This is a genomic window from Campylobacter concisus, assembly GCF_002913745.1.
In the GTDB taxonomy this organism is placed as follows: domain Bacteria; phylum Campylobacterota; class Campylobacteria; order Campylobacterales; family Campylobacteraceae; genus Campylobacter_A; species Campylobacter_A concisus_R.
Genome location: NZ_PPCG01000045.1, coordinates 1 through 25,263, shown reverse-complemented (window position 1 = coordinate 25,263; position 25,263 = coordinate 1). Strand labels below are relative to the sequence as shown.

General features: G+C 40.1%; 19 protein-coding genes and 1 pseudogene. 1 reads left to right on the top strand and 19 read right to left on the bottom strand.

Annotated elements, in window-relative coordinates; genetic code table 11:
• Nucleotides 1–83 precede the first annotated feature (83 nt).
• The 14 genes and pseudogenes from CYO90_RS10810 to CYO90_RS06165 all read right to left on the bottom strand — a co-directional run bounded on the left by CYO90_RS10810 (nucleotide 84) and on the right by CYO90_RS06165 (nucleotide 17,335).
• Nucleotides 84–524, bottom strand: a complete 441-nt coding sequence (locus tag CYO90_RS10810; protein ID WP_429827831.1) for a methyl-accepting chemotaxis protein — start codon at nucleotides 522–524, stop codon at nucleotides 84–86.
• 729 nt (nucleotides 525–1,253) lie between these two features.
• Nucleotides 1,254–1,916 (bottom strand): annotated as a pseudogene (locus CYO90_RS10805) (nitrate- and nitrite sensing domain-containing protein); the annotation flags it as partial.
• Nucleotides 1,917–2,342: 426 nt separating this feature from the next.
• Complete coding sequence (locus CYO90_RS06220) at nucleotides 2,343–4,910, bottom strand: molybdopterin-dependent oxidoreductase (protein ID WP_103578872.1); 2,568 nt, start codon at nucleotides 4,908–4,910, stop codon at nucleotides 2,343–2,345.
• A 10-nt stretch (nucleotides 4,911–4,920) separates the two neighbouring features.
• The gene (locus CYO90_RS06215; protein ID WP_002942837.1) at nucleotides 4,921–5,496 is read right to left on the bottom strand and encodes a cytochrome c; all 576 of its coding nucleotides are present in this window, start codon (nucleotides 5,494–5,496) and stop codon (nucleotides 4,921–4,923) included.
• Between the two features lie 97 nt (nucleotides 5,497–5,593).
• Entirely contained in the window at nucleotides 5,594–6,016 is a 423-nt protein-coding gene (locus tag CYO90_RS06210; RefSeq protein ID WP_009293960.1) for an EamA family transporter, read from the bottom strand.
• A gap of 51 nt (nucleotides 6,017–6,067) precedes the next feature.
• Nucleotides 6,068–6,991: a Dyp-type peroxidase gene (locus CYO90_RS06205; RefSeq protein WP_009293961.1), complete on the bottom strand. Its 924-nt coding sequence runs from the start codon at nucleotides 6,989–6,991 to the stop codon at nucleotides 6,068–6,070.
• A 23-nt stretch (nucleotides 6,992–7,014) separates the two neighbouring features.
• Nucleotides 7,015–7,710 carry a DUF4230 domain-containing protein gene (locus CYO90_RS06200; RefSeq protein WP_103578871.1) on the bottom strand — a complete coding sequence of 232 codons (696 nt, stop codon included), beginning with the start codon at nucleotides 7,708–7,710 and terminating at the stop codon, nucleotides 7,015–7,017.
• Nucleotides 7,711–7,767: 57 nt separating this feature from the next.
• Complete coding sequence (locus CYO90_RS06195; RefSeq protein WP_009293963.1) at nucleotides 7,768–8,601, bottom strand: MBL fold metallo-hydrolase; 834 nt, start codon at nucleotides 8,599–8,601, stop codon at nucleotides 7,768–7,770.
• 94 nt (nucleotides 8,602–8,695) lie between these two features.
• Complete coding sequence (gene ilvA / locus CYO90_RS06190; protein WP_009293964.1) at nucleotides 8,696–9,907, bottom strand: threonine ammonia-lyase; 1,212 nt, start codon at nucleotides 9,905–9,907, stop codon at nucleotides 8,696–8,698.
• A gap of 14 nt (nucleotides 9,908–9,921) precedes the next feature.
• Entirely contained in the window at nucleotides 9,922–11,031 is a 1,110-nt protein-coding gene (gene trmA / locus CYO90_RS06185) for a tRNA (uridine(54)-C5)-methyltransferase TrmA (RefSeq protein ID WP_103578870.1), read from the bottom strand.
• 2 nt (nucleotides 11,032–11,033) lie between these two features.
• Nucleotides 11,034–12,737, bottom strand: coding sequence for a Na+/H+ antiporter NhaC family protein (locus CYO90_RS06180; protein WP_103578869.1), 1,704 nt, complete (start codon nucleotides 12,735–12,737; stop codon nucleotides 11,034–11,036).
• Between the two features lie 9 nt (nucleotides 12,738–12,746).
• Nucleotides 12,747–13,493 (bottom strand): SDR family NAD(P)-dependent oxidoreductase, encoded by a 747-nt coding sequence (locus CYO90_RS06175; protein ID WP_103578868.1) that lies wholly within the window; start codon nucleotides 13,491–13,493, stop codon nucleotides 12,747–12,749.
• Between the two features lie 8 nt (nucleotides 13,494–13,501).
• A complete protein-coding gene (locus tag CYO90_RS06170; RefSeq protein WP_103578867.1) occupies nucleotides 13,502–14,713 on the bottom strand; it encodes an ankyrin repeat domain-containing protein in 1,212 nt (403 codons plus the stop codon).
• Nucleotides 14,714–14,749: 36 nt separating this feature from the next.
• The gene (locus CYO90_RS06165; protein ID WP_103578866.1) at nucleotides 14,750–17,335 is read right to left on the bottom strand and encodes a bifunctional aconitate hydratase 2/2-methylisocitrate dehydratase; all 2,586 of its coding nucleotides are present in this window, start codon (nucleotides 17,333–17,335) and stop codon (nucleotides 14,750–14,752) included.
• A 122-nt stretch (nucleotides 17,336–17,457) separates the two neighbouring features.
• Here CYO90_RS06165 and CYO90_RS06160 point away from each other — a divergent pair, with 122 nt between their 5' ends.
• Nucleotides 17,458–17,916, top strand: a complete 459-nt coding sequence (locus CYO90_RS06160; protein WP_103578874.1) for a methylated-DNA--[protein]-cysteine S-methyltransferase — start codon at nucleotides 17,458–17,460, stop codon at nucleotides 17,914–17,916.
• A gap of 35 nt (nucleotides 17,917–17,951) precedes the next feature.
• On the opposite strand, the gene CYO90_RS06155 is transcribed toward CYO90_RS06160, so the two are convergent.
• The 5 genes from CYO90_RS06155 to CYO90_RS06135 are packed head-to-tail and all read right to left on the bottom strand — an operon-like array spanning nucleotide 17,952 to nucleotide 24,800.
• Nucleotides 17,952–21,047, bottom strand: a complete 3,096-nt coding sequence (locus CYO90_RS06155; protein WP_103578865.1) for a type I restriction endonuclease subunit R — start codon at nucleotides 21,045–21,047, stop codon at nucleotides 17,952–17,954.
• A gap of 10 nt (nucleotides 21,048–21,057) precedes the next feature.
• Nucleotides 21,058–21,624 carry a restriction endonuclease subunit S gene (locus CYO90_RS06150; protein ID WP_103578864.1) on the bottom strand — a complete coding sequence of 189 codons (567 nt, stop codon included), beginning with the start codon at nucleotides 21,622–21,624 and terminating at the stop codon, nucleotides 21,058–21,060.
• Between the two features lie 2 nt (nucleotides 21,625–21,626).
• A complete protein-coding gene (locus CYO90_RS06145) occupies nucleotides 21,627–22,226 on the bottom strand; it encodes a restriction endonuclease subunit S (RefSeq protein WP_103578863.1) in 600 nt (199 codons plus the stop codon).
• Nucleotides 22,223–23,776 (bottom strand): type I restriction-modification system subunit M, encoded by a 1,554-nt coding sequence (locus CYO90_RS06140; RefSeq protein WP_103578862.1) that lies wholly within the window; start codon nucleotides 23,774–23,776, stop codon nucleotides 22,223–22,225. Before CYO90_RS06140 ends, CYO90_RS06145 begins: the two co-directional genes overlap by 4 nt.
• 10 nt (nucleotides 23,777–23,786) lie before the next feature.
• Complete coding sequence (locus CYO90_RS06135) at nucleotides 23,787–24,800, bottom strand: bifunctional 3,4-dihydroxy-2-butanone 4-phosphate synthase/GTP cyclohydrolase II (RefSeq protein ID WP_103578861.1); 1,014 nt, start codon at nucleotides 24,798–24,800, stop codon at nucleotides 23,787–23,789.
• Between the last annotated feature and the right edge of the window lie 463 nt (nucleotides 24,801–25,263).

Sequence of the window (25,263 nt, the reverse complement as noted above, 5' to 3'; positions counted from 1 at the left end):
CCCCCTTAACAATAAAATTTATAATTTGTTTTGTAGTCTTATTTAAACAAATTTGAGTTTGTTTAAAACTCTAAAGAAAGAAGTTAAAACCTCTTCTTCCTAACCTCTTCAACTATAGCTTTAGCCATCTCATCTACTTCTGATGTTACTTCATTTGCTCTATTTGCAATTACCACATTTTCTTTTGTTAGATTATCTATTTGAGCAACTGATTGATTTATCATATTTATGCCTTCACTTTGCTCTTTGATTGATTCACTCATCTCATTTATTGATTGAGCTAATACATTTGCATTTGCCTCTATCTCACTTAAAGATTTTTGAGTACGTTCTGCTAGTTTTCTAACTTCATCAGCCACTACTGCAAATCCTCTACCATGCTCTCCTGCACGTGCTGCTTCTATTGCAGCATTAAGAGCAAGTAAATTTGTTTGATCTGCTATATCTCTTATTATTACGATGATATTTTTTATCTCTTCAGATTGTCTTGTTACATCTTCTGCTTTTTGACTTATTGCATTCATTGAGCTAGACATTTGCTCTACTGCAGCTGCAGATTCTTGTAAGCTATTTGCTTGAGTGCTAGCTGAGTTAGCTACTTTAGATACTGAGTCAGCTAGAAGTTTTGCTTTTTCTTCAAGCACTTGAGCTTGGTTTAGATTGTCATTTAACATTTTAGATATTTCAATGCCTAGTGAGTTTATACCACTTGCTATCTTACCATCATCATCAAGTCTTTTTGTAAAGTCTTGGTTTTTATAAGTGTTAAGTAGATCAAGTACATCTTTGCCATTACTTGAGATTGCATTTTTAAGAGCAAGTTGTAGATCTTTAAATGTGCTTTTTAGTTGATTTAGAGCTGGGTTATTAGTATCTGCTTCTAGGCTTGCTTCATAGTTGCCATCTTTTATCTCATTTACAAAGGTGTTGGCTTTTTGGATGAAAGCATTTTCATTTTCTTTAGCTGTTCTAATCTTTTCAATATTTTCATCTATCAAAGCTGCCATTTGAGAAATTTCATCTTTACCTTTAATATTTAAAAGATGCGCACTATTTGTCTTATTATTTAAAAAGTCAAAGAAATCTTTTAATGAATTTTTAGTTAAGTCAATGCCTCTTATTATATTTTTGCCAACAACAAATGATATAACAAGCAAAATCAAAATAGCAATGCCAAGCAAAATACCGACAAATACGGCTCTTTGTTCAGCCGCTGCTTTATCTTGTATAGCTGTGGCTTTCATATTATTTAGTAGATAAAGTTCATAATCTCTAAATTCATCTATAAGTGTAGTAATAGTACCAAACCAAGCTTTTGCATCTATCTTTGCAGCAGTTTCGTCTTTATTTGCAATAGCACTACTGATTATGTCATCAATGCTTTTATATTCATTTGTATCAAGCACACTTTCTTTAAATTTCGGATAAGACTTAGGATTAAATTTCTCGAAATCATTTATCAAGTTAGAGATTATTGCATGATATGAAACTAGATTTACATAAGCATTTTCATTCATGCTTTTTTTGATAAACACTACATTCATCATAGCTCTTGTGATACCAAAATACTCTTTTATTTTTGAAATAGTCAAAATTCTTGTTAATTCATCTTTTAGGTCGGGTTGTGCTTGTTCACTTTGAGCATTTGCATTTATAAGTGTAAGTGCAATAACTTCATTGAAATTTTTAAGCAATGAAGCATCACCACCGGCATCTATTTTTGATCTTGTATCAACTACTTTTTGCATTACCTCATCTTTGTTGATAAGCCTAGGCATAATAGCATCAACTTTTTCTCTTTGAGCTTTTAAAACTTCAGCTGAACCTGGTGCTTTGCTAATGAATCCTCCACTATATCCACGCTCCTTTTGAAGTTCATGTATAAACTCTCCTTGTAGAGTAATATTCTCAACCATTTCAACACTTTTTGAAGCTGCATTTCTAGTGTTTAAAAGTCCATTTAGAATATATACACTTGCAACTACTAAAAAAACTAAACCTAAAAAAGATATCAAAGATATCTTAAATTTTATACTTAACCTGTTCATCCCTTAAATTTGTCCCTTCCTGCTGTTTTTAATTTTTGTATAAATTTTGCAAATTAGATCAGTAAAATTACCGACATAATGTTTTTGAAATATGGTATAGATTTTGAATAATTAGCTCGACAACCTTGTCTTTTAAATAGTTGTAGTTTGCCTTGTACCTCATCTCAACACTCCTTGTGAAATAAAATTTACGGAATTATAGGACTTCAAATATAAATTTAAGCTTTTTGTAAATAGAAAATTTACTTTAGAATTTTAAGTATGAAAGCAGGAGATCACTCCCCTGCTTTGAAATTATTTAGAAAATTTTGGCTCAGAAAACGCTGTAAGTTTTGGCGCTTCATCGCCTTGATATTTTCTGATATTTACAAGAGCTGTGTGGCTGATGTTGCCGTTTGCTAGCTTACTTGTTGGGATATCTATGGTTAGCACGTTTGCAGAGCCGTTTTTGCAGATGCCACTATCAAAGCCGTCATACCAAGCGCCCTCAGCTAGTTTTACAACGCCCTCTTTGATGTTTTTAGTCACATACGCACCTGCTAACACCTCGCCACGAGCGTTAAATACACACACCAAATCGCCTGTTTTTACGCCAAGCTCTTTTGCATCATTTTCGTTTATCCACACTGGCTCGCGGTTAGCGATAGCATACTTCTCACGAAGTGAAGTTTGGCTTAGCTGTGAGTGCAAGCGGTCAGTTGGGTGAGCGCTTATCATGTGGTATTTTGCTGGTTTGTCTTTCATGCCTAGCCACTCGATCGGCTCAAACCAAGTTGGGTGCGCCTTGCAGTCATCATAGCCCATTTTCTCGATCGTATCTGAGTAAATTTCGATAAGACCGCTAGGCGTTCCAAGAGCGTTTAGCACAGGATCTTCTCTAAACTCGCCAAGTCTTATCCAATTATCACTATCTTGAGATGAGGCAAATGTGACTGGTTTGTTTTCATTCCAAAACTCTTCAAATGGCTTCATGTCGCTTGCAAGCTCAGGGACCGCTTTTACTTGAGCGTAGGCTGCGTCATAGTACTCTTTGATCCAGTCAAATTCGTCTTTGCCGTTATCTGTGTAGGCAACGACTAAATTTTTAGCATAAGCCTTGCAAAGATCAGTGAAAATTTGATAGTCATCTTTTGCTTCGCGGTATTTTTCAACGACTTGTTTCATCGGCACGATGTTCATGTTTGAGTAGTCCCCTGTCATGGTGATATCGTTTCTCTCGTACTCTGTAGTGACTGGGAAAACGATATCAGCCATTTTTGCTGTCGGTGTCCAATATGATTCATGTACGACAACCGTTCTTGGCTTTCTCCATGCTTTTAAATTTGTATTTGTATCTTGGTGGTGCACAAGTGGGTTACCGCCGACCCAGTAGATAAAGTCGATATCTGGATAGGTGATCTTTTTGCCGTCGTGGTCGATCACTTTACCAGGATGTAGCAACGCATCAGCAATCCTTGCTACCGGGAAGGCATAATTGGTTGCTTTTTGCAGCCAACTTTGGCCTGTGCCTGCTGCTGCAGCTGCCTTTGCGACGAAGCGACCGCGCTTGTCGAACTCACCTGTATCTGTGCCGATAAACTCACCTTTTTCGTTAAATTTACCCACACTTGCGCTATTTATGCCGCCAATGACTGCACCCTTGCAAGTCGGAGCGCCGCCGTTTGAGTAGTGATAGCTAAGCCCGAATCCACCGCCAGGAAGTCCGATCTGACCAATCATAGCTGCTAGTGTCACCATCGCCCAGTGTGGTTGCTCGCCATGGTGAGCGCGCTGCATACCCCAACCACTCATTATCATCGTGCGGTTTGCGACAAATGTATCAGCTAGCTCTTTTAAAGTATCTTTATCGATGCCACAAATTTTGCTCGCCCACTCTAAATTTTTAGGTGTGTTGTCTGTTTTGCCAAGTAGATATGGGAGGAATTTATCAAAGCCAGTTGTGTAGGTTTCAATGAAATTTTTATCATACTTGCCGCTCTCATATAGGTAGTGCATCATACCAAGCATCATAGCTGTGTCGGTGTTTGGCACCGGAGCGATCCACTGGGCCTTGTCGAAGTACTGCGCTGTGTCGCTCTTGATAGGATCGATGATGATCACTTTGATATCTTTTTTGTTTTTGAGCTCTTCAAAGTACTTAAAGCCCTGCTCGTCGGTGCTAGTCCAAGCTATGCGAAGTGTCGTAAGTGGGTTTGCACCCCAGATGACTACGACTTTTGAGTTTTCAAGCACGACTGGCCAGCTGGTTTGCTGCTCATAGACCTCGATACTACCAACAACGTGAGGCATTATGATCTGGCTAGCACCTGTTGAGTAGTCCCCTAACGAGCCAACAAAGCCACCACTAAGGTTCATAAATCTATGAAGTAAAATTCTTGAGTTATGCACATTGCCGCTTGATTTCCAGCCGTAACTGCCTGCAAAAACGCTTTGTAAGCCTTTTTGCGCTCTTGTTTTTTTAAGCTCTTTAGCAACTAGCTTGATCGCCTCTTCGTAAGGCACCTCGACCCACTCATCAATGCCACGAAGCTCTGGTTTTGGGCTATCTGGGTTTTCAAGGTAGCTCTTTCTTACCATTGTGTGCTTGATACGACTTTTGTAGATCATATCTGGTGTGTAGTGTTGAAGTGGGTTGTAAATTTCACTTGTCTTTTGGATAGGCTCTGACTTTACAGCGATGCCGTTTTTAGTTGTCACTTTTAGCATGCCCCAGTGAGCAGCCGTAAGAGTTTCGCCATTTTTTACAACGCCCTTTTTAACCTCATCAGCAAACAAATTTGAAGCTGTTACGCCTGAAAGTAAAGGTGTAGCTGCAAGCGCTGTTGCACCTTTTTTTAGAAAATCTCGTCTGTTCTCGTTCATCGTTTTCTCCTTATTTGCCTAAATTTACGTCAGATGAGTGTTTTTGTAGGTACTCGATAACTAGCCACTCGTCTTTTTTCTCTATTGCAGTTCTGCCGATCATTGATTTTAGAAGTGACGGCCATTGATTTGCGTTAAAGTGCGTAGTTTGAGGCAACGCATGGCAAACGCCACAGCTCTCTTTATACATCTTATCAGCTTTTGCAAACATCGCATTTACATCGGTGCTAAAGCCATCTTTTTGAACAAAAACTGTCGTTTCCACCTCGTTCCATTTGCCGTTTTTGCCCTCTTTTATCACTTTGATATCAAAAGGTGCAGTTTTTGCAAATGCTACTGAGATGATCCTCGCGCCATCAGCAAAATAAACTACGTTGCTAACGGCTGGGTTTTGATAGCCTTTTACTTTTATCTGCGCTCTGTCGCCACTTGTTTGTAAAATTTCAACTGCGTTGGTTGGTAGCAGCCTGCCTATGCTCTTAGCTGAGTTTGCGTCAGCATATACGTCCTTTACGACATCTGTGTAGTTCATACCTGCACCAAATGCAGCACAAGCTACGATGGCTGATAGAATAATTTTTTTCATATTTCTCCCTTCAAAATGAAATTGTCAAATTCTAGAGGCTTTTTGATTAATTACAAATTAAAATTAAAAATATACTTTAAGAATAACGCAGAAAATTTTATTTAAAAATGAGTAGAAACACGCCAGATACGATAAGGCAAACAGCTAAAATTTCTTTTAAATTTAGCCTCTCACCAAGAAATATTACAGCCAAAATGATAGCCAGCACAACGCTAAATTTATCAACCAGCGCTACCTGATAGATTTTACCTGCTTGCATAGCTTTAAAATACATGAGCCACGAAAGCCCAGTAGCCATGCCACTTAATATAAGAAATAGCCAGTTTTTAGGGCTTAGAGAGCTTAGCGGTTGCCATTTTTTAGCCACACTTAAAAGCAAAACAAGCATAAAAACGACAACGACCGTTCTTATAAATGTCGCAAAATCGCTGTCGATATCTTTTACGCCTAGCTTTGCAAAGATCGCTGTAAGCGCAGCAAAAACAGCCGAAAGAGCTGCATAGATAAACCACTCTGGCATCTTTATCCTTATAAATTTAAAGGGGCAAATTTACTTCGCCCCAAGCTAAATTTATCCCTCGTAGTCACCAAGCATATCAAGCGTAGGAGCAAAATATAAAGCCCCAGTTACTGGCGTACTAAAGTCAAGTAGCCTATCTGAGTTGCCTTTTGGCTCGCCGATAAACATCTTTTTAAGCATAAGCTCAACCGTTGAAAATGTGCTTGCATAAGCGATGAAGTAAGTGCCTGTTTTGCTGCCTTCAGTAAATGGCATATTGCCGCGCACGACCTTTTTATCGTCGCCGACATTTGCAGCAGCTGAGTGTGAATTTGTAGGTTTTACGCTCTCGTCCATCTCGATGTCATACTCTTTTGAGCGACCTATAACCTTTTCTTGCTCGCTTACGCTTGTGGCGTTCCACTCTTTCATTTTGTGGAAGTATTTTTGGACAAAAACGTAGCTACCACCTTTAAATTTAGCGTCCTCTTTGCCGACTTTTGCAAAAAGGTCTCTATCTTCGCCATCAGGGTTTTCAGTGCCATCTACAAAGCCGATGATAGCCCTGCCGTCGTGGTACTTAAAGCCTTGAGTCTCATCTGTAAGCTCTGCAAATTTAAACAAAACTTCTTTGATATTTTGCGCCATGTCAAAGCAGTCAGCCGCATTTAGCGCGCGGATGTGGATGTGGATATCGCCCTTTGTGCTAACAGCCTCGTGTTTGTCGCCTTTGATCGCTTTAAAATTTACAAGCTCTTTTGGTAATTCTTTTGAAATTTCAAGCTTTTTCCAAGCATCATGACCCACGCCAAGGACGCAATTTACATTTTCATTTGCGCCAAATCTAACTTTAGCAGTTTTGTTTAAATTTACAACCAAAGCACAAAGCTTAGCAAAGCCCTCTTTACATGCCTTTTTGTCGCCTTTTAAAACCCATGTTTGAAAGACTGTGTTATTGCCAGGTGCTTGTGTGACCTCTTGTGAATTTACACTCATTTTTTCTCCTTTAAATTTTGTTTTTATGCTATGTTTTCTAAATTTAGTTGCTCGTTGATCTGCTCGTCGCTATCGTCAAAGACAAACTCGACCTTGTTTGCGCCAAAGCTCTTAGCTATCGCTTCAAGTGTGTCACGAGCTGATTTGTGAATTTTACTTTGAAGCTGCGAGATAAGGCGAACGCTCATCTTTTTGACTTCATTTCTAGCCTCTTCGATTAGCCTATTTTTATCTTCTTCTGTAAAAGTGCTACCAAAAAAGCCATTTAGCGAGTCAGGCAGCAAAAATGGTATAAATTTGCCGTTTTTTTCGTCGTAAAATTTCATATCTGCGATTGAAAATTTATACTTACATGGAGGCATTTTTATCTTGTAGCTAGAGTTTGCGATCTGCATGATCTCGAGCTTTGGACTGGTTAAATCGTAGATGAAATTTATCTCAAACTCAAATATCATCGAAAGCTTCTTTTCGCTTACCAGCCACCTTAGATACTCTTTGCCAAAATTTCCAAACGCATGATCTGTCTTTGTGACGATCTCTTTGCTATATACCTGAAAGACAGATAGCTCACCGATGCTTTTAAGCTGCGAAATTTCAGTGCTGACTGAGACATTTTCGCTACCATCTTTTGCCTTTTTTAGCGCCTTGTTTGACCTATAAAATGCAAATGCCAAAATAGCTAGCAAGATAGTTAATATCAAATTTGCGTATTCGCTCATATTTTCTCCTTTAAAGCCCGCATTTTATCCTAAATTTGTAAAGCAAAAGAAATTTACTCACTCTGGCAAGGTGATGGGGCTCTTATAAGGCATGTGAGCGCCTACTATCTTCGTAGTCTCGTCCTCCAAGCCATCAAGCACCTTTTCTCTCGTTTTAGCAGCTTGGGCTGGATCTATATCATAAGTGATAGATATGCTTGGCTCGACCTCTTGCACTGCTAGGACGTGAAGAAGGTCAGCTATAAAGATGATCTTGTCGTTATCTGACTCAAAGCTTATCATGTTGTGCCCTGGAGTGTGACCGTAGGCTGGGATAGCCATGATCTTTAGCGCCCCGTCAAATAGCGGCTTTTTATGATCAAAAAAGCTCTTATCGTCTTTATAAAGCGATAAAATTTCTTTTGTCCTCTCATCTTTGCCCTTCATCCAGTAGTCCCACTCTTTTTCATCTATAAAAAGCTTGGCGTTTTTAAATGTCTTTTTGCCGCCGTCTATGAGCCCACCTATGTGATCAGGATGAGCGTGCGTGATGATGACGTAGGTTAGATCCTCTGGCTTTATTTTGCCAAAAGTTTGCAGATCATACTTTAAAACCTCCAAGCTATCTTCATAGCCGCTATCTATGAGCGCCGTGTAGTCATCGCACTTTGCAAACATTACGTTGTGTTTGTTTGGTAAATTTTTAGTATTTGCCACAAGCTCTTTTTGCGCCTCATCTTTGGCTATTAGCTTATCTACTGGCGCGTCAGTCGTCTTTAGTGAAAATACATAAAGCTTGCATCCGCCCATAGCTCCTATCCATACTTGATCGTTTTGTTTGCTAACCACCTCATCATCGGCACAAAAAGCCAAAGTGCAAAACAACGCAAGGCTTAATAAACTCTTTTTCATATCCCGTCCTTGAATAAATTTGCGAAATTTTAGTCCTGTAAATTTAATGAAAAATAATGCTCGCTACACTTTAAAAGGTAGCGAGCTTGTAAATTTAGAAGAGTTGAGTGAAAGAAAAGCCGTTTTTATTAAGTGTATCTTTGATCTTTTCTTGATGCTCAAGACCCTTTGTCTCAAGCGTGATCGTGATGCTTGCATCGCCGTAGTCAAGCTTAGTAGAGAAGCGGTCGTAGTCTATCTTAACTATGTTTGCATTTGCCGATTTTAGACTATCAGTTAGGCTCATGAGCGCTCCTGGCTTATCTACAAGTGTGATTTGTAGTGTCATCTTGCGGTGAGACTTGATAAGACCCTTTTCGATGATGATAGAAAGCACCTGCACATCGATATTTCCGCCACTTAGCACCACACCTATCTTTGCGCCTTTTTTAAATTTGATCTTATCATGCATAAGTGCTGCCACGCCAGCTGCGCCAGCTCCTTCAACCACGATCTTTTGCGTCTCTAGCAAAAACAAAATCGCAGTTGCGATCTCCTCATCATCGACCTGCACAAACTCATCCACACACTCAACGATATTTTTAAGCGTTATCTCGCTCGCATCACGCACAGCTATGCCATCAGCTATGGTGCGAACTGACTTTGAGTTTATGCTCTTTTTAGCGCCGTAGCTATTAAACATCGCTGGAGCGCCCTTTGCGCCGACGCAAACGACTTTAGTTTTTGGATTGACTTGTTTTATACAGCTTGCCACGCCGCTAGCTAAGCCACCGCCGCCAACTGGCACTACAACCATATCAAGGTCGCTTATCTCATCAAGCATCTCAAGCCCAACAGTGCCCTGCCCTGCCATGACGTACTCATCGTTAAATGGATGAACAAAGGTCATATCTTTTTCTTTGGCATAATTTACTGCAAATTCATACGCCTCATCAAAGTTATCACCTTTTAAGATCACTTCAGCGCCAAGATCCTTTGTGCCAGCTACCTTTAGAAGTGGGGTTGATTCTGGCATGACGATGCAAGCATGCACGCCAAATTCTTTTGCACTTATCGCCACGCCTTGAGCGTGATTGCCAGCGCTTGCAGCCACGACGCCACGTTTTCGCTCCTCCTCGCTTAGGCTAGCTATTTTATTGTAAGCGCCTCTTATCTTGTAAGCTCCGGTTCGTTGTAAATTTTCCTCTTTTAGATAGACATTTGCGCCTAAAATTTTGCTAAGTTTTGCACTTAGCGCAAACGGAGTTTTATTTACAAAGTGACCGATCGTTATCTTTGCTTGGATTATTTTGTTTAATGAAACCATTTTCAACTTTCCTTTTAAAATTTATCTTTTGCCTCTAGTAGCACGCCACACTCGATGTGATGAGTGTTGGCAAACTGATCAAAGAGCGCAAATTTTATCACTTTATGGCTTTTAGTAAGCTCATTTAGATTTTCTTTTAATGTCTCTGGATTGCACGAGATGTAGATGATGTTTTTGAAATTTCTAATGAAATTTATGACGCTTTCACTAAGTCCTGCGCGAGGTGGATCGACAAGGACGTGAGAGAAGTTAAAGTCATTTAAGCTTATATCTTTTAGCCTATTAAATTCCCTAACGCCAGCAAATGCGCTCATCAGCTCATCAGCGTCCATTCGCACAAATTTGATATTTTTAGCCCCATTTAGCTCGCAGTTTTTAAGGGCATTTGCGATCGAGCTTTTTGAAATTTCAGTGGCAAGGACGTTTTTAAATTTAAACGAAAGCGGGATAGTAAAATTCCCATGTCCGCAGTAGAGCTCCAGCAAGTCAGCGCCACCCTCAACGCACTCTTTTGCCCAAGCTATCATCTTCTCATTTACCGCTTTATTTGGCTGGATAAAGGCATTTTCACTTAGGCTAAAATTATAAATTTGCCCATCAACATTTAGCTCATCAACTAAATTTAGCTCACCACTTAGCAGCTTTTGGCCACGTGATCTAGCTAAGATCATCACATCAAGCTTGCTAGCTAGAATTTTTATCGCCGCTTCAAACTCACTATCAAGCTTTTTGTGATAAAGAAGCGTGACTAAGGTGCCGCTTTTACAGGCGATAAACTCCACTCCAAAGAGCTTTGTACGTAAAATTTCATCATCTTGCAAGCTCTCAAGTAGCCTTGGCATGAGATGTGAAATTTGCTCGCAAACCTTTGGGCACTCATCTACAAAGACCTTTTTGCTCTTCTCGCTTGCATGCATCGTATAACTAAGCTTGCTGCCCTCATGCCAGATGCCAAACTCAGCCCTCGTGCGGTAGTGCTTTGGGCTTGAGCTAAAAACATCAAATTTACCCTCGTAAAAGTGAGAGAAATTTTGCTTGATAAGATCAGTTTTAAATGAAATTTGCTCACTATAAGGGGTAAAAAGAGTGCATGATCCGCACTCTTTTAGGTATTTGCAGTCCAAATTTATGCCGCTTTCTCTTCGACTTTTTTACCGACAAATCTAACCAAAGCCCAGATTGCTAAAAATCCGCAAGGAAGTGCGATCCAAACGCTAAGACCAAGTGCAACCGGCAAGTAGCCAACAAGCACACAAACCGCGCAAACGCTAAGCGCGTAGATCATCTGCGTTGAGACGTGATCGATGTGGCTACATCCTGCGCCCATTGATGAAAGTATCGTAGTGTCTGATATCGGCGAGCAGTGATCACCAAAGATAGCGCCAGTTAGAACGCTTGAGATATTTACGATCATATAAGCGTGCATTGCATCGCCTTCTAAGCCGTAGTTTTTGCCCACTGCATAAGCTAGCGGGATAGCAAGAGGCATCAAAATGCCCATCGTGCCGTAGCTGGTGCCAGTTGAGAAGCTTATAAATGAGCCAAGGATGAAAACAGCCACTGGCAAGATAAATTTAGGTGTTGAGTCACTTAGTAGATCAACCAAATATCTTGAAGTGCCAAGCTCTTTTATAACCGCGCTAAGGCTCCAAGCAAGAAGCAAGATGACGACCGTGATGATCATAGTTTTCCAGCCTTTTACCCATGTGCTAATAGCCTCTTTTACATCAAAAATTTTGCGCCAAACGCCCATTGTGATAGCTACTATACTAGCGAGCAATGCTGCTTGAAATAGCGATGTAGCAGAGTCAGCTGCGCCAAAAGTATCTTTAAATGTTGAAAATGAAAGTGGATTTGCAAGTGCATTTTTAAGAGTATCGCCCTCAAGTGCAGCAAGACCGCTAAAATAAAAGCTAGTAAATGCGCCGATAACTAGCACAAGAAGCGGCACGATCGCATTTGAAGCGCTTAGTTTTACGCCCTCTTTTGGCTCAAGAGTCTTGTCTTCAAGGTCTTGAATTTGAGTTTTGCCTGAGTGAAGCTCGCCTCTTCTAGCGCGTCTTTCGGCTGCTAGCATAGGACCATACTCGCGTTGCATCAAGGCTGTGCAGACGATGAAAAACAAGATAAAGAGGTTGTAAAATCTATATGGAATGGTCTCGATAAATATAGAATAAGCGTTTATGCCTGTCTCGCCGATAAGCTCATAGCCCTTTTCAATGAGCGAAACCTCAAGTCCGACCCACGTAGAGATGATAGCGATACCTGCGATCGGTGCTGCAGTAGCGTCGATGATGAAGGCTAGCTTTTCGCGGCTGATTTTAAATTTATCGCTTATTGGCCTCATGATAGGACCGACAATTAGGGCGTTTGCGTAGTCATCGAAAAATACAAAAATACCCATAAGCCAAGTTGAAATTTGAGCTGAAACGCCAGTTTTTGCCTTTTTGCTAAGCCAAAGAGCAACCGCTTTTGTGCCGCCCATCTTTGTGATAAGTGCGACCACGCCGCCTATACAAAGCACTTGAAGCAAGATGCCAGCATCGGTGCTATCAGCCATCGACTCAACCACTCTTGAAACGATGCCAGTAAAGCCTTTGATGATGCCCATAAAGACATTTTCATTAACGATATTTATAAGAAAAGTTCCGCTAAAAACACCGATAAATAGCGACAAGATGACATCTTTTGTGATAAAAGCAAGCGCTATGGCCACAACTGGCGGTATAAGCGTGAAAACGCCGTAAATTTGTGCGTTTCTTTTGGCGACTTCTGGATCAACTCCAAAAAGAACGGCACTAAAAAATAGTAACAATAAAATTTGTCTCACATAAACTCCTTAAAATTTTTCTATCGCAAGTCCAGCCCAAGTCTGCGTGTTTGCCATGACTTCGACCCTATTTATATTGACACTTCCAGGCATATTTAGACAATTTACCAAAATAGTCGCGATATCCTCAGACGTGATGAAATTTGTATTTTCATAAAGACTATCAGCCTTTGCCTTATCTCCTCTAAATCTAACCTCACTAAATTCAGTCTTACAAAGACCTGGCTCGATGTTTGTCACCCTGATATTTGTGCCAACTAGATCGTTTCTTAAATTTAGACTAAACTGCTTTACAAAGGCCTTTGTAGCGCCATAAACGTTACTTCCAGGATACGGCCACGAGCCAGCTGTTGAACCAAGATTAAAAATATAGCCCTTTTCTTGCTTGTAAAGTAGCGGCAAAACGGCCTTTGTAGAGTAGATAAGACCCTTTACATTTGTGTCTATCATCGTCTCAAAGTCCTCCACCTTCGCGTCTATCGTCTTTTCAAGTCCAAGCGCCATGCCAGCGTTATTTACAAGCACTTCGATGTCTTTAAATTTATCAGGCAGGCTATCAACTGCGTCAAAAACAGCCTTTTTATCACGTATGTCAGCTACGATGATGTGCGTATCACCAAGCTCACTAGCTAGCTTTTTTAGCCTATCTTCGCGCCTTGCAAGAGCGACTATCTTGTAGCCCTCTTGTGAGAGTCTTCTAGCGATCGCCTCGCCAAAGCCAGATGTCGCACCTGTCACAAAAGCTGTCTTTTTCATATCTCTTCCTAATTAAAATTTGGCTTTAAACCAAGCTCTTCTAAAAATTTAATATTTTTTTCGTTTTTATCTTTAATCGCATAATCAAGCGCGTTAAATCCAGCATCATCAGTCGCGTTCATATCGGCACCGTTATCTATCAAAAGCTTTAAAATTTCAGGTGTCGCGTGAGCTGCTGCATGCATGAAAACGCTTCTATTTGTATGCTCTAGGCCGCACGTATCTTCAACCTGCGCTTGGCCAAAATTTATCATATTCATCTTAGTATTTTCATCTATGTAGCTCTCGTTCGCATTTGCCCCGCTCTTTAGTAAAAGCTCGCAAAGCGCCCTGTCATCAAACTGCACAGCGTAAAAAAGCGCACTTTTTCCAAAGAAATTTTTGTGATTTACATCAGCTCTATTTTTAAGCAAAATTTTTACATTTTCTAAATTTTTAAGAGCAAAAAATAGCGGTGTCTCATCGCCTAAATTTAGATCCGCCCCGCGCCTTATGATCTCTTCTATCATGTCGCTACTTTTGTCATTTAGCAGTGCGATATCGAGTAAATTTGTAAGCTCAGCGGTGGTGAAATTTTTTGAGTAGAGCAAATTTGCAAGCTCGTCTTGACTTAGCTTTTGCGCCATCAACTTTTGCTCAGAAGTTAAAGTTTTTGCCTTATTTACCTTTTTGCCCACACTAAAGCTTAAAAACTCATTTATCACGCTAGTTGCGTAGTAAGCGGCACTTGCACTATCAACGCCTAAAGCCTCATAAAATTTAACCAGCGGAGTTTGAGCGTTTTTATAAGCTTCGCTGAATTTTTTATATTTTAAAAAGTTAAACAAGCTCTCATTCGCCCAGTATCTAAAATACTCCATCTGAGCGTCTTTTTGAGCCTCGGCCGCTTCTGGCTTTGCAAGCTCTTTTTGATAGATTTCAGGAGCGAACGAGGCTTTTAGCAATATCCATCTAAATTTATTTAAATTTTCTCTATAAACGCCCTCGCCAACGCAGCTTTGAGACTCGCTTCTAACAGCCACGCTCGCATCAAAAAGCTCTTTTACCTCTTTTAAATTTAAAAGCGAGCCATCGCAATAAAATAGCCCCTCGTTCACGTAAGCAAGCTCTTTTGGAGTAGTTTTAAAGCTCTCTTTTTTAGCAAGGTCCTCGCACTCTAGTGCATGCAAATTTGCAAAAAGACAAACGCTAAAAAAGATAAAAAAAGCTACTTTTTTCATCAAAGCTCCTTAAAATTTCGCGATATTGTAACAAATTTATATACTAAACTCGCTTATTTCATTAAAATTTAGGTATTTATAAATTTGATCTTTGTTTAAACTAAGGCTATCTCTTACTATCTTTTTATACTCACTAACGCTTGGCAAACGCCCTAGTAGCGCGCATACAGCGGCTAGCTCAGCACTTCCTAGATAGACCTTCGCGCCCATGCCCATTCTGTTGTCAAAATTTCTAGTCGAGGTCGAAAAAACAACGGCATTATCGTTCACTCTTGCTTGATTACCCATGCAAAGCGAGCAGCCTGGCACCTCTGTCCTAGCCTCCAGCCTTCTAAATATCTCATAAACGCCCTCATCTTCAAGCGTCTTTTTATCCATCTTAGTTGGCGGCGCTATCCAAAGCCTAGTAGTGAGCTTGCTCTCACGCTCTAAAATTCTAGCAAGCGCCCTATAATGGCCGATATTTGTCATACAGCTACCCACAAAGACCTCGTCGATGTTGTGCGCTCTTTTGCTATCAGCTAAAATTTCACTTAGCGTCGCCACGTCGTCTGGGTCGTTTGGACAGGCCAAAATCGGCTCATCTATCTGCGACAAATCAATCTCTAAAATTTCAGCGTATTTTGCGTCCTTGTCGGCCCTTAAAAGAGTTGGGTTTTCTAGCCATTTTTGCATCTTCTCTTTTCGTCTAGCAAGCGTTTCACGGCTCTCATATCCTGCTTTTATCATAGCTTCTATTAGCGCAACGTTTGAGCGAACGTACTCCGCGACGCTATCAACGCTTAAATTTACCACGCAAGCAGCCGCCGAGCGCTCAGCCGAAGCATCACTTAGCTCAAACGCCTGCTCCACTTTTAGACTCTCAAGCCCTTCTATCTCTAAAATTTTGCCCGCAAAAATGTTCTTTTTGTTTTTCTTTTCAACGCTTAAAAGCCCTTTTTTGATAGCAAAATAAGGTATCGCATTGACAAGATCACGAAGCGTCACGCCCTCTTTTAGCTCGCCTTTAAATTTGATCAAAACTGACTCTGGCATATTTAGCGGCATCATACCAAGCACCGCTGCAAACGCCACTAAACCACTGCCCGCTGGAAAGCTGATACCAATAGGAAATCTCGTGTGACTATCGCCGCCAGTGCCCACCGTGTCAGGCAAGACCATGCGGTTTAGCCACGAGTGGATGACGCCGTCGCCTGGTTTTAGGCTCACACCGCCACGTAAATTTATAAATTTAGGCAAGCTCTCATGCATCAAAAGGTCACTTGGCTTTGGATAAGCAGCCGTGTGGCAAAAGCTTTGCAAGACAAAATCCGCCCCAAAACTAAGGCTAGCAAGCTCTTTTATCTCATCTCTAGTCATGGGCCCAGTGGTATCTTGCGAGCCAACGGTCAAAATTTCAGGCTCCACGTAGGCCCCAGCTCTCACACCAGCCTTGCCGCAAGCCTTGCCGACCATCTTTTGAGCGAGCGTATAGCCACCGCTCTGCTCTTTTGGCTGATCTGGCTTTATGAAAATTTGCTCCTCACCAAGTCCCAAGGCCTCTCTAGCCTTTTTGGTGACCTGCCTACCTATCATCAAAGGTATCCTGCCGCCTGCTCTTATCTCGTCGCTTAGGGTGTTTGGGCTAAGTTTAAAATTTGCCACGAGCTTTTTTCCGTTGCCTGCGAGCTTATAAATTTCGCCTTTAAATGGATAAATCTCTATCTCATCGCCCATTTCTAGCTCATTTACGTTTGCGACTATCGGCAGTGCGCCGCTATCTTCGGCGGTGTTAAAAAATATCGGAGCTATGGTTGTGCCGATCACGATGCCACCCGTTTTTTTGTTTGGCACGCCCTCTATCTCATCGCCAAGGTGCCACTGGATAGAGTTTATACCGCTCTTTCTGCTGCTACCAGTGCCGACCACGTCGCCAACATACGCCACGCTCTTGCCGAGGCTTTTTAGCTCTTTTAGGATTTCTAAGCCCTCAGGCATCTTTTTAACCAGCATCGCCTTTGCATGAAGCGGTATGTCAGCCCTTGTATAGGCTTCGCTTGCAGGACTTAGATCATCAGTATTTGTCTCACCAGGCACCTTAAAAACCACTGCATTTATGCATTCACTAAGCGGCTTTTTATGCGCAAACCACTCCGCATTTGCCCAAGAAATAAGCACCTCTTTTGCAAATTTATTGCTACTTGCTAGCTTTGCGATCTCGTCAAAGTGTTCATGCACCAAAATGATATTTTTTAGCTCATTTGCCGCGGCTTGCGCGATAACATCATCGCTATTTTTTAGCGCTCGCACCAAAATTTCCACGTTATATCCGCCAAGCATCTTGCCTAAGATTTTAATGGCACGAACCGCATCAAGCCCGTCTATCTTAAGCCCGTCTATAACTTCGCCAAGAAATTCCGCCTTTATCTTTGCCGCGTCATCAACACCTGGATTTACGCGGTTTGCGAGCAAATTTATAAGAAATTTTAGCTCGTTTTGCGCCTTCTCATCGCCACTAGAGTTGCCAGCATGTCTCATTAGCTCGCAAATTTCGCTTGTTTGCTTGGCATTTAGCGCAAGCGGTGGCACGCCCTCTTTTTCTCGCTCACTCACGTGTTTTTCGTAGTCGGTAAAAAAGCTCATAAATTTCCTTTGTGATTTTGCTCGTTTTTAGTCCAAAATCGCTGATTTTGCTTGCATTTTATCAAAAAGCAAAACAATCTAAAGTAAAATTTGCCCAAAATTTCAAATTTCAAGGAGCAAATGTGTCAAAAGCCTACCTAAAATCGCCCATTGGAATTTTAGAGATCGTTGCTAGTGAAAATGGAATTTGTGAGATAAATTTTGTAGATAAATTTGAAAAAATAGCGGTAAAAGATGAAAATTTAAAGCTTTGTTTAGACGAGCTGGAAGCTTATTTTAAGGGTGAGCTTAAAAAATTTAGCGTTAGACTTGATGTAAAAACGACCAAATTTAGAGCTAAAATTTATGACGTTTTACAAAAAGTGCCATACGGCGAAACGACCACATACGCTGCTCTTGCACTTGCCGCTGGTCACAAAAATGCTTACCGAGCAGCAGGATCTGCAAATGCCAAAAACCCACTGCCTATCATCATCCCCTGCCACAGGGTGCTATCCAGTAGCGGCCTTGGTGGCTACTCAGGCGGCGAAGGCTTGCCAACTAAAATTTGGCTTTTAGAGCACGAAGCAAAGCATAAATAAGCCAAATGCAATATAAATTTGCTTAAAAGCACCTCTTAAACCGATGAGCCAACCTCTTTAAATTTATCAACAAAATGCGAGATCTCATCGATCACTTTTTGCCTGATTATTGGATAGTTTTTATTTAAAGGGCTGATCTTAGGCAGTATCTCACCTATTTGCGTTCCGCTTTGACTAACAAAGCCACTCTTTAAAGACGAGCTTATAAACCTTCTTGCTCCAGCCTCATCTAAATTTAAAGAAGCGATAAGCTCGTCCGCCTCTTTTTTCATCACAACTTTTGCAAATTTAAAAAACTCTTCTATCACGCTAGCTCGATCTTTAAATTTATCCAAGTCGCTTTGGTTTATAAAATCAACTATCAACCCCTCTTTTGAGCGGTTTTCCAAGCTCGAGCGGATGATGCGGCGCACCTCATCGGTAAGGGCTGCTTTATCTTTTATCTTTTTATTATGCTCAAATATCAAACCCAAAATATAGTCTAAATTTATCTCCTGAGACTTTAGTAGATCAACCTCAAAGACCACATCATCCCAGTTTATCCTCTCTTTTTCCTTCTCTTCGCCAGCCTTTTCTTTTCTTAGCCACTCTCTTATATCATTATACGTTCCGCGGTAGTCTTGCAAGGCCCTTGCATTTGGCACTTTTATGCTTTGCATCTCTTTGATTTGATCATCGCTTAAGCCAAATTTATCCCTAAACTCACAAACTGCTTTTTCATCGTCTAAATTTACCTCTTGCAAAGCCCTTAGAGCCACGAACTCATCGTAGTTTTGCAAAGCATTTTCCACCCTTAAATACTCTCCAAAAAGCTTTACAAATTCTTTCTTATCTTTTTGTGTCTCTATCTTAGTAGGATCAGGAAATTTCGCCTCTAGCTCGCTTACTACATCTACAAAGCCCCTTCTTGCCTCGCTAGATACCGCATCCGTAAAGCCGTCCATATACTCTTTATAGCTTTTTTCGAGTATGACGCTTTTGGTGCTTCCTTTACCAAAAAGAGTTATGGCATCTTCAGTCGCTTTTTCTAGGTCTCTAAATGTCACGATGTTACCAAAAGTTTTTGTAGCACCATAAATTCTATTTGTCCTAGAGTATGCTTGTATGAGCCCGTGATATCGTAAATTTTTATCCACAAAGAGCGTGTTTAGACAAGGCGCGTCAAATCCCGTCAAAAACATACCCACAACTAAAAGCAGATCGATCTCTTGCTTCTTTGTGCGCTCGCTTATATCTCGGTAGTAGTCTTGAAACGACCCACCATCAACGCTAAAATTTGTCTTAAAGTAGGCGTTATAGTCGTTTATCGCGCCGCTTAAAAACTCTTTTGAGCTAACGTCCATCGCCTCTGGCTCAAAGCCCTCATCAGCTATCTCGCCAACCATATCTTGCTCTTCATTTTGCGAAAAAGAAAATATGGTCGCTATCTTCAAAGCTCGCTCTTTGTTACTTTGTAAATTTTTAAACGCTTCATAATAAAGCTTTGCTGCCTCTATCGAGCTTACTGCAAACATAGCGTTAAAGCCCTTGCCACTTGCGTTTAGGCGGTGAGTTTTTTGATGAAATTTCTCTAGCACATACCCAGAAATTTCTTTGATACGCTCAGGGTGCAAAAATGCACTTTTGTTCTCAGCTGCACTTAACTTTAGTTCGTCTTTTTCTGTCTCTATACTCTTAAATTTAGGCACGACATTGTTATAATCAACCTTAAATTTAAGCACCTTCTCATCTCTTATGGCATCGACTATCACATATTCATGAAGCGAGCTTCCAAAGACACTTTGCGTAGTCTCTGCTCCGATGGCATTTTGAGGAAATATCGGCGTTCCAGTAAAGCCAAACTGATAAAATTTCTTAAATTTCTTCTTTAAATTTTTCTGTGCTTCACCAAACTGAGACCTGTGGCACTCGTCAAATATAAAAACAACCTCTTTTTGATATATGCTTAGATCATCTTCACTCTTCATCAGGTTATTTAGCTTTTGTATAGTTGTTACGATGATCTTTCCGTCATCTTTTTGAGTATTTCGCTTTAGCTCTGCTGAGCTAGCTGAGCCATTTACGCTATCTTTTGAAAATTTTTGATACTCCTTCATAGTCTGATAGTCAAGGTCTTTTCTATCCACCACAAAAAAGACTTTATCTATAAAATCAAGTTGCGTAGCGAGCCTAGCTGCCTTAAAGCTAGTTAGCGTCTTGCCAGATCCTGTCGTATGCCATATAAAGCCGCCGCCCTCTGGCTTTGAGTAGCATTTAGCATTATGCGAGCTATTTATCTTCCAAAGTATGCGCTCAGTCGCTGCTATCTGATAAGGACGCATTATAAGCAAGGTGTTATTTGTGTCAAAGATGCAGTATTTGCTTAGTATGCTAAGAAGTGTATTTTTCGCCAAAAATGTAGCCGTAAAGTCCTTTATATCTTTTATGGCTTCATTTTTTGAATTTGCCCAGTTTATAGTAAAGTCAAAGCTGGTTTTATCCCGCTTGGTTGTGTTTGCAAAGTATCTTGTATCTGTGCCATTTGAGATGATAAAAATTTGCAAGTATTTAAAGAGCGAATTTGATGAGTTAAAGCTCTCTTTTGAGTAGCGATGAATTTGATTAAAAGCTTCTCTTATCGCCACGCCTCGCTTTTTAAGCTCTATTTGCACAAGCGGCAAGCCATTAACAAGTATAGTGACATCATATCTGTTGTGCGATGAGCCAGTTTGCTCAAACTGATTTATCACCTGCAAGCTGTTTTTAGCGATATCTTTTTTATCGATAAGGCAGATATTTTGTATATGCCCATCATCAAAAACAAAGTCATAGATATGATCATCTTGTATCTTGCGGGTCTTTTCCACTATGCCATCGTTTGGTTTGTCGATATACTCTTCAACTAGCCTTTTCCACTCAGACGAGCTAAATTTAACGTTATTTAGCCTCTCTAGCTGCTCTTTTAAATTTAGTAAAAGTGCCGTTTGAGAGTTTATATCTTTTTTATACTCATAGCCTTGTTTTACAAGGTCGGCTATAAGTTCATCCTCCATATCCGCTTCGCTTTGGTAGCTTGAAGACTGAGGCAATCTCTCATATTTATCTAAAACGATGAAATTTTCTGACTCAAGTATGGTTTTACTCTCTATCATTTTTACACCTTTATGCTGTCATTTTTGGTTTGAAATTTAAAAGTAGCTCTCTGTAATGCTCATACTGCTTGCGCCTTAGCTCTATCTCTCGTGGCAAGCCCTCAGTTATAGAATTTACAAGCGTATCAAATTTATCTAAGATATCAACAACCTTTTGCTGTGTTTGAAGTGATGGAACGGGGATTTTTATTTTTTTTAGGTTGTCATTATAGAGACGCTTAATTGTCCCACCTTCTGCGATGTTCCAATCTGCTATTTGATAAAAATAAAACAAATATCTATTCAAAACTTGACCTTCATCATTTTCAATCCACACTATATTACTATCCTGAAAATAAGCGTCATTGCCATTAAAAATCACAGCACGTCCGATAGTTCCACTTGCAGAAATCAAGACCTCTCCAATCTTTGGATAACTATATTTTGACCTATACTCATCAAAAAGTTCTTTTGAAATATAAGCATCTGCTTCTTTGCCAAATGTTCCTATTTTATAAAATGGTATTTCTCCATTTACAGAAGTTTGTTCCTTTAAAATTCTTTTACACATACGAACTTCTCCGATGTCTCCAAGCATTTTTAGCTCACACCCCCCCCATTTTTATCAAGCTCGTCAAAGCTTAAAAGAAAGTCGCGGTAAAATTCATACTGCTTTTTTCTAGCTGTAAGCTCTTCTGTAAGCTCTTCTGTAAGAAGCGTGAAAGAGTCCAAGATACGGACTATTTCACGCTGCACTTCCATCGGAGGTAGAGGAATTTTAACTTTATCAAAATCACTTTTGTTGAGTGCAGGAATGCTTCCTCTAGCAACCAGAATATCCATATTTTTCTTTTCAATCGACTTTAAAAAATAGAATATAAATTTAGTTAAAACATAATCCTCGTCTTTTGAAGTATAAGGATAACATAATCCACCAGCCCAAAATTTACAATCAATAAATTTTACAAAACCAGCATATTCGCCTCGTGAGGCAATCGTAAAAGCATTGGCTTCATTATTGTACTTATCATAAAAGCCGTAGTAATCCCTACTTGAATTAACAACTGGATATGCTCCTTTGTCAACTAAATCTTCTTGTTTAAGTGTGCCTTTTGCTAAACTCTTGCAAATAACTCCAAGTTCATCAAATTTCACTCCTTCAGGGCAAAGCTCATTTATCAGATCAAAAATTTTACTCATCTCTCGCCATCCAGCTCTATCTGCGCGATGATCTCATCTATCTGCGAGCGTAAATTTGATATCTTAGCCACGGTCTCTTTTATCTGTAAATTTAACTCGCTTATATCTATCTTTTCGCGTGTATCTTTTGGCTCGACATAGGAGCTAACTGCTAGGTTGTAGTCATTTTTAGCGATAGTGTCATTATCCACCGATGTAGCTACGTGAGCGATCTCTTCTTTGCTAGCAAAAATTTCTACTATCTTTTTAATGTGCTCACTTGTTAAAACGTTATTGTTCGTTCTTTTTTCAAAAAACTCACTAGCGTCTATAAACTGCGTTTTGTTTTCACTTTTGTGCTTTGAGAGCACAAGGATATTTACAGCGATCGATGTGCCGTAGAAGAGATTTGGCGCTAGGGCGATGATGGTTTCGACGAAATTTTCTTTTACAAGATACTCGCGTATCTTCTTTTCTGCGCCGCCTCTATAAAAAATGCCAGGAAAGCTAACGATAGCTGCTCGCCCCTTTGCAGAGAGGTAGCTAAGAGCGTGCATGATAAAGGCAAAGTCTGCCTTGCTTTTAGGCGCTAGCACGCCAGCTGGAGCAAACCGAGCATCATTTATAAGTGCGGGGTCATCGCTACCGATCCAGTTTATAGAGTAAGGAGGGTTTGAGACGATAGCATCAAACGGCTTATCGTCCTGAAGCTTTGGGTCCAAAAGCGTATCGCCAAGCTCGATGTGAAATTTAGAGTAGTTTATGTTGTGTAAAAACATATTCATGCGAGCAAGGTTAAATGTCGTGTGATTGATCTCTTGTCCAAAAAAGCCCTGCTCAACCTCATGCTTATCAAATCTCTTTTTGGCTTGCAAAAGTAGCGAACCAGAGCCACAAGCTGGATCGTAAATTTTATTTACACTTTCTTGTCCGTGCATGGCTAGCTCAGAGATGAGCTTTGAGACATTTTGCGGAGTGAAAAACTCACCGCCTGACTTACCAGCATTTGCAGCATAGTTTGAGATGAGAAACTCATAAGCATCGCCAAAAAGATCGATGTAGTTATCTTTAAAGTCACCAAAATCAAGCCCAGCAACTCCGTTTAAAACAGCAGCAAGCCTTCTATTTTTATCTGCGACGCTATTGCCAAGCCTGTTGCTTGTCGTATCAAAGTCAGCAAAAAGTCCTTTGATGTCTTGCTCTGACTCAAACCCTGCGGCTGAGCCTTCGATACTTTTAAAAATTTGATCTAGATCGGTATTTAAATTTGCATTATTTGAGGCATTTTTTACGACATTTTTAAAAAGCTGACTAGGATAGATAAAGTAGCCCTTTTCTTCTATGATAACCCTTTTTTGCTCATCATCTATCTCATCGTCACCCATGCTAGCGTAGTCGATGCTATCATCCCCAGCCTCTATGTAGTCGGTAAAATTTTCGCTGATAAATCTATAAAACAAAGTTCCGAGGACATACTGTTTAAAGTCCCAGCCATCAACAGCACCCCTTACTTCATTTGCGATGCTCCAAATTTGATTTTGTAAGGCTTTGCGTTGTGCCTCTTCGCTCATTTTATCTCCTTTAAATTTCCTTGTAGCCGACTATATTTAGCCCAAAACCAGCTAAGCTTACAAATTCTTTATTTTTATTTGAGCTTAGAAGTTCGATATCTTTTACGCCAAAGTGATTTAAAATTTGTGCTCCGATGCCGTAGTCTTTGCTTGTGTTTGAGTTGTCGCTATCTAAAAAGATCAAAATTCCACCATTTTGACTTAGAAATTTGATGGTTTTTAAAAGCTCTTCGTATTTTGGACTGCTCAAAAGCTCGTGATCGGCAAGGATCTTTTGAAATTTGACATTTGCTTTGCTCTTTGGCTCGCCAAAAAGATAAGCTGAGTGAATTTTACCTTTGTGGTCGGTGATATCGTATCTTGTGGCCGCGTAGTCTGCGATCATCACGTCACTTTTTTCGCCAACTCTTATGAGACTTTCATGACTTAGTCTATACTCGACCAGGTCAGAAACGCTGATCATATTTAGACCAAATTTCTTACAAAACTCCTCTAAATAATCACGCCTTGCCATTGTGCCATCTTCTTTTACTATCTCGCATATCGAAGCCATCGGAGCAACACCTGCAAGTTTGCAAAGATCGACCGAGCCCTCGGTGTGGCCTGTGCGAACTAGCACACCGCCATTTTTAGCTATGAGCGGGAAGATGTGTCCTGGACGCACGAAGTCTTCAGGTTTTGAGCTAGCATCAGCAGCAAGCCTGATCGTCATATCGCGCTCATATGCGCTAACGCCAGTTGTTGCGTCTTTTGCGTCTATCGTGACCGTAAAAGCTGTCTCGTGGCTCGATGTGTTTTTGGCTACCATTAGCGGCAGGTCAAGCCTTTTGGCGTTTGCCTCATCCATCGCAAGACAGAGCACGCCCTTTGCATGAGTGATAGCAAAATTTACCTTTTGCATGTCGCTACTAGCTGCTGAAAAGACTAGATCGCCCTCGTTTTCGCGATCCTCATCATCTACCATAACGACCATTTTGCCATTTTTTATATCCTCAATCGCTCTTAATATATTTTCAAATGCCATAATTGTCCTTTTATAAATTTTTACGATTATATTGATATTTTGATAATCAAAAGATAAAAACCATATTTTTTCTTTGCCGGTAATCACTTTTGAGAAAAAATAGAATTTACACCAAAATTTAAGCTTTTGAGGTTTATATTAGCCATTTGGCAGGATAAATTTATCTCATATAGGCATAAAATTTAAATGTATGTTTGCGCAATAAAACAAATTTTGACTTTAAATTTTAAAATATGCCTTGTGTATTAAATAGAGATAATTTTTTATTTTGATTTTCAATAATGCTATTATAAAGATAATTGAAATTTTATATTAAATTTGGTTTTAAATCTTTGTTTAGAAAATCGAGTGAAAATTGGGCTTTCGTCGTTATTTTTGCTATAAAAACTAAAAATTTTTAATAAAGAAAAATATATTTTAAATTTTCTAAGGGCAATATTTTATGTATTATTTTACATATTAT